Here is a 13,761-nt window from a genome sequence, read left to right as displayed (position 1 = left end):
AAATTGGAAAACGGCCTTGAATCGATTTATGATTGAATTCGAAGACCGTTTGAAAGATGTTATTTAAACTTGGCAGTTACACAAAATGTGTTACAGGGTCAGCCTTAGCGTTAGCTAAGGCTTTAAAGGATCTAAATGTTAACCTAGAGTAATTATTTTTGTGATTTAATGGTTATGGTATTGATAATGTTTTTATTGCTAGTTGCAGTAATAACAATATCACCAGCTTTGTCAGTGGTTTTAAGTAACATGGCGGCTTTACCTTTGTAACTATTGACGTTGTCAGCAAGTACATCTTGGGTATTCATTTCCCAGCCGTTATCAACAACCACTAATTCTGCGGGCCCTTCAATGCTAAATTTAACGTTCGCTTGGCTATCAACCACTAAATTATTATTGTTATCTAATAACTGGGCATGAATGTAGGTTGTGTCGTAACCATCGGCAGTTAATAGATTATTTTCACTACTAAGTGCAATTTTTGCTACTTCGCCATGAGTATTAATAACATCTTGTGATACTGCAATTCCTTGATTATAACCCACTACTTTTAATTCACCGGCTTGGAAGGGCACTAACCATTTTATAACCCGATCTTCAAAATCAGCTAATCTGAGTCGGCCAAACGATTTACCGTTAATAAATAATTCGGCTGATTCGGTATTGGTATAGCTTTGCACGACAACTTGTTCGTTGTGTTGATATTGCCAAATTTCGTTAATGTCGTACCATTCCCAGCGACGTAATTCTTGCCAGATATGCGCGGGTGCTTTACGTTTTGTCCATGTCCAACCATTTTCTTTGCTGTAAGAAAATTCAGATTTTGCAGCTGCGGTAGTACCAACATAGGTTTTTGGTTTATCTACCCATAGCGTTTCAAAAAAATGACCGCGTGCGGTTTTATTTCCAACAAAGTCAAACAGTGATATTTCCAAGCCCATTCTTGGCATTGGCCCAGCTTCACCTTTGTAAGCAAACCCTGTCCAGATGAATATACCCGAAACATAATCTTTATCTTTTACGTCACGCCATTCACGCCATGCACCCCAGTTTTCTGAGCCGTAAATAACTTTATCAGGGTACATTTTGTGTGCGCTTTCATAAGAGGGCGCACGGTAGTTAAATCCGACAATATCAAGCGCATCGGTATAACCTGAAACAAAACCAACAGAGGGGTGAACTAAGCCTGCAGTTACCGGACGACTGGTATCAATTTCTTTTACGTATTTTGCCAAGGTGTTAGCAATTATCGGTAAATTATCAATGTTATCTGGATTTAATGTTTTTAGTTTTTCTTTAATAGGCTCAGGTGTAAAGTCTGGTGCGTTATTAAAATAAGTATCCGTTTTGTTCTTAAAAATAGCCGCTTGCGCATAGTAAGGGTAAGTCCATTCAACCTCGTTACCAATACTCCACATGATAATTGATGGACTGTTAAAATCGCGGCGAATGAGATCTTTTAGATCACGTTCAGCCCATTCATTAAAGTGAATGTTATAAGAAACTGAGGACTCAGGTGTTGCTGCATTATCACCTAAATAAACTTTACTTTTTTTCTTCGCACGATCCCAATCGTCAAATGCTTCAGCATTCACTAAAAAGCCCATTTCATCGGCTAGCTCAATTAATTCTGGTGAATGTGGATTATGTGATAAACGTAAAGCATTAACGCCAACACTTCTTAGTCGGTTTAAACGTGAACGCCATACCGATTTAGGTACTGCAGATCCAACAGCGCCAGCATCATGGTGAATGTTTACACCTTTAATTTTGGTGTTTTTACCATTTAAAAAGAAGCCTTTTTTACTATCGAATTTAATGGTTCTAATACCAAAAGTGGTGGAATCAGTTTCAATTTTGTCGCCATCAACATAAACCGTTACTTTAGCGGTATATAAATGAGGATTTTCTAATGACCAAAGTTTAGGTTTGTCTACTTCAATTGTTTGAACCAGCGTATTTTTATGTTGAAGATCGAAGGTACTTTTTTCTTGCGCCACTTCTTGGCCGGTTTCATCAAATAACTCAATTTTTAGTTTGGCATCCTCTCCTTGATACTTTTTAGCTAACACTTGTGTTTTTACATGCACCATGGCTTCGTCTGACGTAACTTCAGGTGTGGTAATTTGAATTCCCCATTGTGGTACATAAACAGCTGCAGTTTTAACTAAACGAACATTTCTATAAATACCTGAGCCTGTGTACCAGCGCGAGTCTGCATAAGCTGTTCTATCCACTTTCACGGCAATGTTATTTACTTCACCATTAAAATGTAAATAGGGCGTTAAATCGGTTTGAAAACTGGTGTAACCATAAGGTCTACCACCAACATAATGGCCGTTAATCCAAACGGCTGAATTGTTATAAATACCGTCAAACTCTAACCAGATTTGTTTATTTTTATCAGCGTTATTTAAGGTGAAACTTTTACGGTACCAGCCAATACCGCCCATTTTAAAACCAGTAGATGCTGCTGCGTCTTTATCATAAGGCAGTGCGACTGCCCAATCGTGGGGTAATTTTATTGCTTGCCAATGACTATGATCATAGTTGTATTGGTGTGCTGCTTGCTGCTTAGTTAGCGTAAAACGCCAGTTATTATTAAAGTCTTCAATTGTTTTGGCTTTGGCAAAACTCATGGTCAGCATTGTGAACAGGACTATATTAAATAAATTTCTCATTGTTAGTGTTTTAGTATTTGAAATCGTATTTTTATATATAACATCTATTTTTTATTATTAAAAATATTTTCATGAATATCAGGGGAAATGAGCAAGAGGATGTGATTTATTAAGGCAAAATGAGTGATAATTGATATTTTAAATATTACGTGAACAGGAAAAACATAGCGTAAGCATGGTCAAATATTCATCTGAACATGCTTAATTTTTCTTGCGGCTTAATTTGATGAAATCGGCATCACAAATGCTGATGAGGTGTTAGTTTTACCGCCCATTAATGCTAAAAATAAATGTGTTGGTTTACCTGATTGCATAAGTACTTGAGGCCGTTCCATCCGTTGAATATCAACCTCATTGGTATAGTCGATATTGGTTTTGTAACCTAACATGGGTTCGCCCCAATGAATGCCGTCGTTTGATTCTAGTAATAATCCCACATGCGGATGGATCACTCCCATATCACGCATGATCATTTGAAATTTATCGTTATGCTGAAAAACATAAGCATCTTCTACTTGCTTGTTAAGATGGGTAAAACTCACTAACGGATTTTTTGGGTGTTTTCGATAAGGGCCTGTAATATCTTTGGCAATGGCTAGACCCATTTTTCTCATATTGTCGTTGTATTTATCCCACGCTTTATAATAAAGCCAGTACTCGCCATTAGGGTGCTGTAATAAAGCGGGGTTAGTGGTTAGATAGCTATCCCAATCTTTACGGTTGGCACTGGTTTCAATGATTGGCTCTTGCTGAACTCGTTGAAAAGGGCCATAAATATTATCACTTAACGCTAAACCAATTCGCTGAGTAGAAGCATGATGGTCGTCAAAATCGTTACTGCGTTTTAAGTTATTGCCAATATAAAATAATGCGTATTGGTCACCTACTTTTTGAATGGTCGGATTATGAATGGTATCGGCATCCCAATGTTCACCACCTCGGCCAGTTAATACAGTACCGAGAGGGGTATAAGGGCCTTCAGGATGATCAGCAATAGCATGTGCTATTTCACTATGAGTTAACCATGCGCCGTGATCGCCGCGCCAACGTGAATAAAATAGGTGATATTTGCCATTTTCATCGACAATAGGTGAGGCACCCCACACATTCCAATTTTCTCGTTCAAGAATACGCGTGCCACTTTTCAGTTGTTCGCTGAACTTCGATTGTGTTACTTGCTGGTAATCAGGCAAAACAGAGTGACTAGAACCGTGGTTTTGTTGATGGAAAAATTGTTTAGTCAGCGGGTCGTTGGTTTGCAACATGCGATTAAAAATTTCATCATCAAACTTAGCAATAATTGCGAGTAATTTCGGATTGTTAGTGGTAATTAAATTGGTTGTTTCTTCAGGGTCTGTGGTTAAGTCGTAAAATTCATCACGGCCTTTATTAATATAGTCTTTGATCAACTTATATTGACCATTGCTGTACATACGCATGCCGCTTATTGATTGATGTAATGTACTGTAAGCACCGTAATAGTCGGTAGAAGCAAGGTGATCCGCTTGAAAAAACGCCTTAGATTTATCACTACCTCGAAGTAAAGTTTGCTTATTGTGGCTGGCGTTAGCCAAGGCTAATAATGTTGGGAACCAATCTAAGTTAGAAAAAGTTGTTAGGTTTTTTTGACCTTGCGGAATACGCTTAGGCCAACTCACAAGCATAGGGACTTTAATCGAATTATCGTACATATTTGGGCGTTGATCACTTGGAATGTTTGCCGTACCTTGGGTTGCACTTTTTAATAACCAATGGCCGTTACCTTTATGCCAAATGCCATTATGAGCCATGTTGTAACCATGATCTGAGGTGAAAACGATCAAGGTATTATCACGCAAACCCAATTTGTCTAGTTCAGTCATTAATCGGCCTAAATTGCGATCAATACTTCGGACACTCGATAAATAGTCTTTCATCATTTGTTTTGCCCGAGGCTTATCAAGATCTGGATAGTCAGGGTGAGGCAAGGCCATCTCTATATTTTCATATGGAGCAGAATCTTCGGACGCAACTGGTAGCCAATTAGTGTGAGGAGCGCGATAATTTAATGATAATGAAAACTTTGAATTTTTCTGGCGTTTAATAAATTCTATTGCTTGATCGGTAAGTATATCGGCAGTTAAACCTTTATATTGTTTTTCAACACCATTCGATTCTAAAACAGGGTCTTTAGTTGTTGTACCACCAGCAATAAAACCATGAAATTCGTCATAGCCATAGTTTGTTGGATGAAATTTTTCTAAATAGCCTAAATGCCATTTACCCACTAAACCTGTGTGGTAACCGTGTTGTTGTAAAATAGTTGGCCAAGTGACGAGTGTAGGATCAAGTCCTAAATTTGGTTCATTAGCTGTTAGCGTTTTATATTCTAAATTGATCCAATCATCAATTTCCACTTCATAGCCATAACGTGAAGTTAACAAACCTGCTCTTGAAGGGCTACATACTGGTGTGGTGGTATAGGCATTTGGAAAATACATGCCTTGTTTAGCAAGTTTATCCATATTTGGGGTGATTGCTTGTTTATTACCGCTATATCCAAGCGCCCAAGGTGCTTGATCGTCGGTATAAATAAAAAGAATGTTAGGTGATTCATTCGTTGTTGTTTGCTCTATTGGTTTAGCACAACCAAGGGCCTGATAGATAATAAATAGGACAAGAACGTATCTGTTAATTAGCTGCATTATTTACTCATGGCTCGGTAATTTAAATTAAATATAAATCAAAAAAATTGGTTTTTATTTGTTTTTCATAATACATGTAAATATTTTTGTATACAAACAAAAGTATTTACATATAAAGTTCAAAATGTAAGTATGTTAATAATAGATAATACTTTTTGATAATCTGCTTAAATTAGTTTTTATCCTTCTAATTTGTGATCTTATCGTGATATCAAAAAAATAAAAATAAGGTAAATAAGTGAATGAATAACTGGTTAGCTAAATGTTCGGTGCTAGCGTTAGGCGCCGTACTGTTATCTGCTTGTAATAGCCCTAAATCAGCTGAAAAAACAATTCTCAAAGAGAAGAAGCCGACTAATGTTGTGCTAATTTTAATTGATGATTTAAGTCATTACGGGGTAACCGCTTATGGTGCTAATAAATTACACAGTTACGATGGTGAATTTACTAATAAAGAATTTTCAACACCGAGTATTGACGCACTAGCTCAAACGGGGTTACGGGTTGATAACGCTTTTGCTTATCCTATTTGTGAAAATACCCGTATTGCCTTAATGAGTGGTAAGCGCAATGACAGAAACTATTTAAAGCCAAAATCTCAGCACCATTCTGACATTACCTTTGGCGATGCGTTTAAAAAAGCAGGCTATACCACGGGGCTGTTTGGTAAATGGAAACAAACGCGAGGCACCAAAGAAATACCAGGCAAACGCTATATTAGTGAATTTGGTTGGGATGACTATGCCGCATTTGATGTTGTTGGTGAAGGTCAACGCTTTATTAACCCTAACCTAGTTATTAATGGTAAAGAGCATAACTATAACGGCAGAACAGATTTAGATCCTAACACCGGTAGACGTTGGTACGGACCAGATATTGTTAATCGCCATGCATTAAACTTTATCGAAAAAAATAAAGATAAGCCTTTCTTTTTATATTATCCAATGATGCTGGTTCACGATGACCATAAACCAACGCCGGATACCCAACCAACGTCAGTATTTGATAATTTTCCTGAGGAAGCGGTATATAACAACAGAGGTGGCGATGATCGACAATACTTTCCAGACATGATCGAATATATGGATAAATTGATCGGGAAAGTTGTGACTAAATTAGAAGAGCAAGGTGTGCGTGAAAACACCTTAATTGTGGTAATGGGAGATAATGGCACTAAAGAAGTGTTTGGCCATGTTTTACCTGACGGCACAATTTACCCTGGGCGTAAAGGTGGTAATGCGGATAATGGTTTGCATGTTCCACTAGTGCTTAATTACCCGAATGTTATCCCTGCTAGTAATAATAGTAGCTACCGCAGCTATGATGGCTTAGTAAATTTAACTGACATCTATCCAACCATTGCAGAAGCGGCTGGTGTAGAAATGCCAAGGGCTGAGCAGGTTGACGGTATTAGTTTTTGGCAACAAGCCAAAGGTGCTTCAGGAGAGCCAAGGAAGCATATTTATACTTGGTATATAGGGAATAATACTTACCAAGACGTTGACGAGCTTGGGATTATTTACGCGTTTAATAAAGAGTTTAAGCGTTATGCGCCTAGTAAAGAGTTCCCACAAGGACGCTTTTTTGATTTACGCACGGATCCGCTTGAGCGCGTTGGTAGCCGAGTGGTAAATGCCAAGTGGGGAGTTAAACGTTATAGTGGTTTACCGCTTGAAAGCTTAACCGACGAACAATTAGCGGGCTATCATGAATTAGGGCAAGTACTTGAAGATAATAAGTTACTGGCTGTTGAACAATTAACTATTCAAGCCGATAGAGCATCGTTAGGCGTTGGCGAACAACTGCAATTACATTATCAGATCACGCCAGAGCAAGCTAAACGCGCAGGTGTTGTTTGGCACTCAAGCGATCCTAGTATATTAAGTGTGAACAAGTTTGGTGAAATAACCGCTAAAGCAGCAGGTAAAGCAACGATTAGTATTTATTCATGGGATGATGCTTATCCGCTAGCCTCGAACAGAGCACCAACTTTTTATAAAAATGGTGTTCAAGCAAGTAAGGCGTTTGTAATTAAATGAAAAAGTTAATTTGTTTTATATTTCATTGCACTTTGGTAATCGTTTGTTCAACTACCTTTGCAAGTGTTAAACCTAATATTGTCGTGGTAATGGCAGATGATATTGGCTCTGGCGATATCAGCTATTTTACTGAAAAGTATTTACATAAGCAGCCCGTTTTAAAAACGCCTAATATTGATGCGTTAGCACAACAAGGCATGTGGTTTAGCGATGGGCATAGCGCAACAGCACTTTGTGCGCCAACACGATATGCAATTATGAGCGGTAAAAATAACTATCGCTCGTATGCGCCTTGGGGTGTTTGGGGAACATTTAGAAAGAACGCTATCTCAGCGGATGAACCTACTATTGCCCGTGTGGCACAAGATGTTGGTTATGAAACAGGCTTTGTTGGTAAATGGCATTTAGGTAGTGATTTTAAATTAAAAGCTAACAATCAAATCTATCGAGGTGATGACAGATTTGACTTACCGCAAGTTGATCTGAGTAAAATTATTGCTGGCGGTCCAAAAGATATGGGATTTGATTACAGCTTCATGTTACCCGACGGCATTCAAGGACCCATTTATTTAGCTTATGAAAATGAGCAGTGGTATCCGCTAGATAAACGTTCAAATATTGAATACATGCAAACTAAGAATGTTTATAGCCAAGCGATGATATCGGATAAAGGCCCTGGCATGGGAGATACTTATTGGCGAACTGAAGCCATAGGTGATGTTATTTCTCAAAAAGCGGCTGACTTTATCCATCGTCAATCTGATGATAAACCCTTTATGCTTTATTACGCTTCGCCAATGGCACATATACCGCATATGCCACCGGAGAGTTTTGACGGTGTTAAAGTTGCCGGCACTACGCCATCTTTCCATTTAGATATGATCAAAGAAATGGACTTGCAAGTTGGCCGCATTATCAATGCGTTAAAGCACAAAGGTGTTTTTGAAAATACCCTGTTTATCTTTACTTCCGATAATGGGGGTTTAAGAATAGGTAAAACGGAAAAAGCAGGACACAAAGTTAGCGGTACTTATCGAGGCAGTAAAAACTTACCGTACGAAGGAGGTCACCGAGTACCCTTTATTGTGCATTGGCCTGAAAAGGTTAAGGCGGGGATAACAAGTATTGAGCCTGTTTTGGTGCAAGACATTTTAGCAACGATTGGCGCAGCAATAGGTAATCCACAAAATCGGCTGCAAGCACCTGACTCAAATAATTTATTGCCATTATTAACGGGGCAAGAAGGTTATAAATCTCGCCAGTACTTAATGCTGCAATCCGGGTCAAAAACAGAAGCTATTTTTCGAGAAGGTGATTGGAAGCTTATTATGAAAAGTAACCATAAAGCGACCAAGTTTGAACCGATCGCACTTTTTAATTTAAAAGAAAATTTAGCTGAAGATGAATCACAAAATTTACTTAATAAAAAAGCATATCAAAGTAAAGTTGTACAAATGCATCAGCGTTATCTCGCGATACGTAATTCAGGTGTTGCAACAGCTTGGCAGCAATAGCCTTTTAACAAAGCAGTAAACCAAGAGAACAAAATATGAAGGGATTTTTACACGGCTTTTTTTTGCTACTGACACTGAGCTTATGTGGGAAATTAGTCGCACAAGAACGGCCTAATATTGTGTTAATTTTAACGGATGATCAGTCCTATGGCATGTTAGGCGTTACAGGTAATAAAGTGGTTGAAACGCCGAATCTTGATGCCTTAGCAAATGAAGGTGTGCTATTTACCAATGCACATGTCAGCAGTGCTATTTGTACACCGAGTCGTATTTCTTTGTTATTAGGGCAATATGAACGCAAGCATGGTGTTAACTTTAATTCAGGCACGGCGGTATCAGAAGAAGCTTGGCAACAATCTTATCCGGTAAAGTTTAAACAAGCGGGTTATTACACAGGGTGGATCGGGAAAAACCATGCACCCATTGGCCCGAATGGCTACAACAGTGGCATTATGGATAAAAGCTTTGATTATTGGTATGCAGGTCATGGACATATTTTCTTTTATCCCAAAAACAAACATACCATTTTTGCAGAAGCTGAAGCGGATACACAAGCCGAAATTATTAATGAAGGAATGAATGACTTCTTAAATACGAATGAACATAAATTTGCACGGGCAGTTAAATTTGTGGAAAAACGGCCAACAAATAAACCGTTTATGTTATCTATTAATTTTAATTTACCTCATGGTGCGGGTACGGAAACTATGGAGATGCGAGCTAGTGATGATGCCTTGTATCGCACTAAGTATCGTGACCAAGATATTCCTTTACCTAAAAACTACCTAGCTAAAGCCGAGATAAAAAACCCTAAACTACCAGCAGACTTACATCGCGTTAAAGATCGACAAGATATTTACGATTATGTCAACGAACCTGAAAGCTTAAAAGAGCGTCTTATTCGTCAATATCAAGCAATGACAGGGATTGATCGTTTAGTGGGTAATTTGCGAAAAACACTCGAACAACAGGGGATTGCCGATAATACCATTATTATTTTCACCTCCGATCACGGCTTGTTTATGGGCGAACAAGGTCTGGGGGGGAAATCGTTATGTTACGAAAAAAATACCCATGTGCCACTCATTGTTTATGATCCACGCAAGCATGTTAAAGGTCGATCAAATGCTTTAGTGCAATCAATTGATCTTGCGCCAACCATGTTAAGTTTAGCGGGTATTACTATTCCTACTAGCATGCAGGGTGAAGATATTTCGCCGGTAATTGATCATAAAACCAAAACAGAGCGCGACTATGTTTTCACTGAAAATTTATGGTCAACTCATTTTGGTAATCCGCGTTGTGAAGCGATCCAAGATCATAATTGGAAATATATTCGTTATTATAAAAATAATAATATGTCGGCAACGTATAAAAAGCAGGTAGCTAAAGAGTTAAATATTCCGATCAATAAAATACTTTATGGGGTGCATGATAATGATATTGTTGTCTACCGAGATTACCTTGATGCATCGCTAAATGGTGAGCCGGCTGTGTATGAAGAGTTATATCATTTAGCTTCTGATCCGAATGAACTTATTAACTTAGCTAATGCAAAAAAATATCAAGAAAAACTGGAACAGATGAGAGCGCAGTGGCGTCCTAAGCTAGTCGCTGCAAGAGGTGAAGACGCTCCTAAAGTAGTACGATTTACCGTTGATGTAGCCAATGAAAAATTAATTAAAAAGCATCAATAGCACAGAATTAAATAAACAAGGATTCAGCTTACTAAGATGAATCCTAGTAAGCTGATCACTATTCGATTAAGCGAAACTTGCCTGGCGCTAAGCCAATCGACTTTTTAAAACGTTTTGAAAAGTTAAAGACATCACTATAGCCGACTTGTTCGGCAATTTGTTCTAGTGACCAATCACTATTTTTTAATAAATATTTAGCTCTTTCCATACGTAAGTCTATTAAATATTGTATTGGGCTTTGTTTAAAATGACTTTGAAATAAGCGATGTAAATGGGCTGCGGAATAATTAATTTTTTCCGCCATTTCGTGAACTTTCCACGGGTAGTGTAGGCGCTTTTCTAGTTCTTGTTTTAATTGCCAAATACGTTGTGAGTCAATGGAGGTGGTATTGGGCTTATTCAACGCTTTATTTAAATACGCTTTTAATTGTTTCATCGCCAGTTGCCGTAAACCTGAATCAAACTCGTAATAAATTAAACTTAATAAATGATAAATTTGTTGGTTGAGATCGCAAAAAGATACACTTGGCAGCGTTTTAATATAAGTGTCCCAATGTTTACAACGGTCTAAATGAAACCAAACAATATCCAAACTTGGCGCTTCTAATTCCATCACAAACGGCTTACCGGCAGGTAACGATATTAAATGACATTTCTCAACGGTTTGATGTCCTTGTTCGTTATGTAACTCAACGGCCCCAGCAACGGTAAAGACAATGGCGTGCCACTCGGGATTAGAGCGTGCTACTCGGTATCGCCCCGCTAAATTTGAAACGCCAGAAATTGAGCAGTTTAACTCTTTCATTTCTGGTGTGCGTTCACCATCAACAAATCGCTCGTCGCATTGTTCACCAATTTCAAGAATATCTGGCCATGGGTTGTATTTATGCATAATTACCGAATCTGACTAATGATAGGAATGGATAAATATTATGATAGCTTAAACCATAACACTTTGTGAACATGTTGATTAAAATAGCTGCAAGTTTTAAGAACTAGCTGTTAACCAACAAACTAACAGCGGAAAATTAATTAAGTGTCTATTTAGAGGTGAACATCATGACAACTATTGAAATTATCGGTTTTACGTCAGCATTTTTGACAACCTTTTCATTTTTACCTCAGGCGATCCAAGTAATAAAAACTCGGGATACCGCCTCACTTTCATTGGCGATGTATAGTATTTTTACTATCGGGGTGGCAGGCTGGTTAGTATATGGCTTAATTAAACAAGATATGGCGATGATAGTTGCGAACATGATAACGTTTGTGCTCGCAGGTATTATATTATCAATTAAACTTTATAATATGTTTATTGTTGAGCGTAAACTGGCAGAGCAGAACATGCGATTAAACCTTAATGCTTCAGTAAGCTCAGGTTCTTAATTATTTCAGGCTTCTGTGTCTAAAGCAGCTTAACTTTGCTTTTAAATCGATCTAAATAAAAACGCCATTCTAAATAATAGGATGGCGTTTTTTAGTTTGTGTTGTCAGCATGACTAATGTGATTAGTAAATTGCGTAATTACCGACTAAGTTTTTCTATTTTTGAAGAATTTTACGTTTGTGCAGAGGATACCAGTCAACTAATTTTTGTGATAAACGTTCTACTATCTCAGGGTGTTGCTTGGCTAAGTTTACTTGTTCATGCTCGTCAGTTGATACCTTGTATAAACGTGGCCCTTGACGATCGACAGCGTGATGCTCCTGATAACTCTCGTTTACGCCATCGTAACTTAAAATAAGTTTCCAATCTCCCTCAATTACCCAGCGGTATAATAATGAAGATTCAATGTCGTTAATATCTGACATATCATGAGAGAAGCCTTCGCCGTATACTTCATTGCGATCAAGTGGTTTTTCATTCACCATGTTGGCAAATAAATTTTTACCCGGTAATCCCGCTGGTACTTCTACGCCAGCAGCGCCCAAAATAGTTGGGACAATATCGATACTACTAACTAATTCGGGACGCATTTGTGGCTTAAATTTGCTTGGTAGCGAGAACATGATCGGGGTACGGACACCACTTTCTGCTGGACTTTGTTTTGACAGCGGTAAAAAACGGTCTGTTTGTTTAGGGTTAGTTATCCAGCCATTATCAGAAACATAGACAATAAGCGTGTTGTCTTTTATGCCTTTTTTCTCAAGGTAATCGAACAATTCTCCGTTGGTTTCGTCAAACCATTCGATCATGGCGTAATATTTAGCGATAGGTAAGGCTAGGCCTTTGTTTGTGTATTTCTTTAAAATTCGTTCTGGCGGCGTGTGTGGTGTATGGGGCATAAATGGCGCGTACCAAGCTAAAAATGGTTTACCTGCGGCAACTGCTTCATCAATAAAGTTTGTAACTGGTGCCACGCCTTTGCGTCCAATTTTTAAACCGACATCTCCATGGCGTCCTTGAGGATGATTACCAAAACCTTGGGTCATACCTTGATCAAAACCGCCTCGCTTAAAGCTACCTTCCCACCATTTACCTGATTGATGTGAAACATAGCCTTTTGTTCTTAATAATTCAGGTAACGTATCTAATTTATCTACTTTACTGATGATCTGTTTGCGTAATTGCGCGTATTTTTCACCCTTTTTACCGCCGGGTACTTTTTTGGAAGGACCGTTACCGGTAATGCCGTGTTGAGAGGCATATAAACCTGTAGCTATGGTAGCTAGCGAAGGGCGGCAAAGTGACGTAGGTACATAAGCACGTTTAAACGTGACGCCTTCATTGGCAAGTTTGTCGAGTGCTGGGGTTTTAACAATTTCGTGCCCCATAAAACCATAATCACTCCATGCGTGGTCGTCAGATAATATAAGTAAAATATTAGGCGGTGTGTCTTTGGCTACCGAAGGTGCTGCCGCATCTGTGCTGGTTGAGAGTGATGAACAAGCTGACGTTAATGCAAGTACAGTTGTACATAAGGCAGTGGTCATTACTTTTTGCATATTGAACACTTTACTAAAAGGGTTCAGTTTGTTTTTAATCATTGTTTTTCCTTTTGGTTAATTGCTTTAGTTTTTAAGCAGATCTTTAAAGTAAACTTGCTATAGACACCTATTTTCTTTGGATTATATAGTGTCCTGATTTAACGATGAGCTTATTGGCTTCTTTCGTTTCTCCGATCCAGATCGTGTCTTTGTTAATAC

General features: G+C 38.3%; 8 protein-coding genes. 4 read left to right on the top strand and 4 right to left on the bottom strand.

The window, feature by feature from the left end:
- Positions 1 to 152: 152 nt before the first annotated feature.
- Both ACSLUO_RS10640 and ACSLUO_RS10635 read right to left on the bottom strand, forming a co-directional pair.
- Positions 153 to 2,639 carry a glycoside hydrolase family 2 TIM barrel-domain containing protein gene (locus ACSLUO_RS10640; protein WP_448248513.1) on the bottom strand — a complete coding sequence of 829 codons (2,487 nt, stop codon included), beginning with the start codon at positions 2,637 to 2,639 and terminating at the stop codon, positions 153 to 155.
- 260 nt (positions 2,640 to 2,899) lie between these two features.
- On the bottom strand, positions 2,900 to 5,365 hold the full coding sequence (locus ACSLUO_RS10635) for a sulfatase-like hydrolase/transferase (protein WP_448248512.1): 2,466 nt from the start codon (positions 5,363 to 5,365) through the stop codon (positions 2,900 to 2,902).
- 242 nt (positions 5,366 to 5,607) lie between these two features.
- Here ACSLUO_RS10635 and ACSLUO_RS10630 point away from each other — a divergent pair, with 242 nt between their 5' ends.
- Genes ACSLUO_RS10630 through ACSLUO_RS10620 form a run of 3 tightly spaced genes read left to right on the top strand, consistent with a single transcriptional unit; the run spans position 5,608 to position 10,615 of the window.
- Complete coding sequence (locus ACSLUO_RS10630; RefSeq protein WP_448248511.1) at positions 5,608 to 7,404, top strand: sulfatase-like hydrolase/transferase; 1,797 nt, start codon at positions 5,608 to 5,610, stop codon at positions 7,402 to 7,404.
- A complete protein-coding gene (locus ACSLUO_RS10625) occupies positions 7,401 to 8,918 on the top strand; it encodes a sulfatase family protein (protein WP_448248510.1) in 1,518 nt (505 codons plus the stop codon). The genes ACSLUO_RS10630 and ACSLUO_RS10625 overlap by 4 nt, the downstream gene beginning before the upstream one ends.
- A 35-nt stretch (positions 8,919 to 8,953) precedes the next feature.
- Positions 8,954 to 10,615 (top strand): sulfatase-like hydrolase/transferase, encoded by a 1,662-nt coding sequence (locus ACSLUO_RS10620; protein ID WP_448248509.1) that lies wholly within the window; start codon positions 8,954 to 8,956, stop codon positions 10,613 to 10,615.
- 58 nt (positions 10,616 to 10,673) lie between these two features.
- Here the strand turns inward: ACSLUO_RS10620 and ACSLUO_RS10615 are convergent, their stop codons facing one another.
- Positions 10,674 to 11,507, bottom strand: a complete 834-nt coding sequence (locus ACSLUO_RS10615) for a helix-turn-helix transcriptional regulator (protein ID WP_448248508.1) — start codon at positions 11,505 to 11,507, stop codon at positions 10,674 to 10,676.
- Between the two features lie 167 nt (positions 11,508 to 11,674).
- Between ACSLUO_RS10615 and ACSLUO_RS10610 the strand changes: the two genes are divergently transcribed.
- The gene (locus ACSLUO_RS10610; protein ID WP_448248507.1) at positions 11,675 to 12,001 is read left to right on the top strand and encodes an SWEET family sugar transporter; all 327 of its coding nucleotides are present in this window, start codon (positions 11,675 to 11,677) and stop codon (positions 11,999 to 12,001) included.
- Between the two features lie 155 nt (positions 12,002 to 12,156).
- On the opposite strand, the gene ACSLUO_RS10605 is transcribed toward ACSLUO_RS10610, so the two are convergent.
- Positions 12,157 to 13,602: a sulfatase family protein gene (locus ACSLUO_RS10605; RefSeq protein WP_448248506.1), complete on the bottom strand. Its 1,446-nt coding sequence runs from the start codon at positions 13,600 to 13,602 to the stop codon at positions 12,157 to 12,159.
- Between the last annotated feature and the right edge of the window lie 159 nt (positions 13,603 to 13,761).

This window comes from Thalassotalea agariperforans (assembly GCF_053470345.1).
This window is presented reverse-complemented; position numbering and strand designations above follow the sequence as displayed.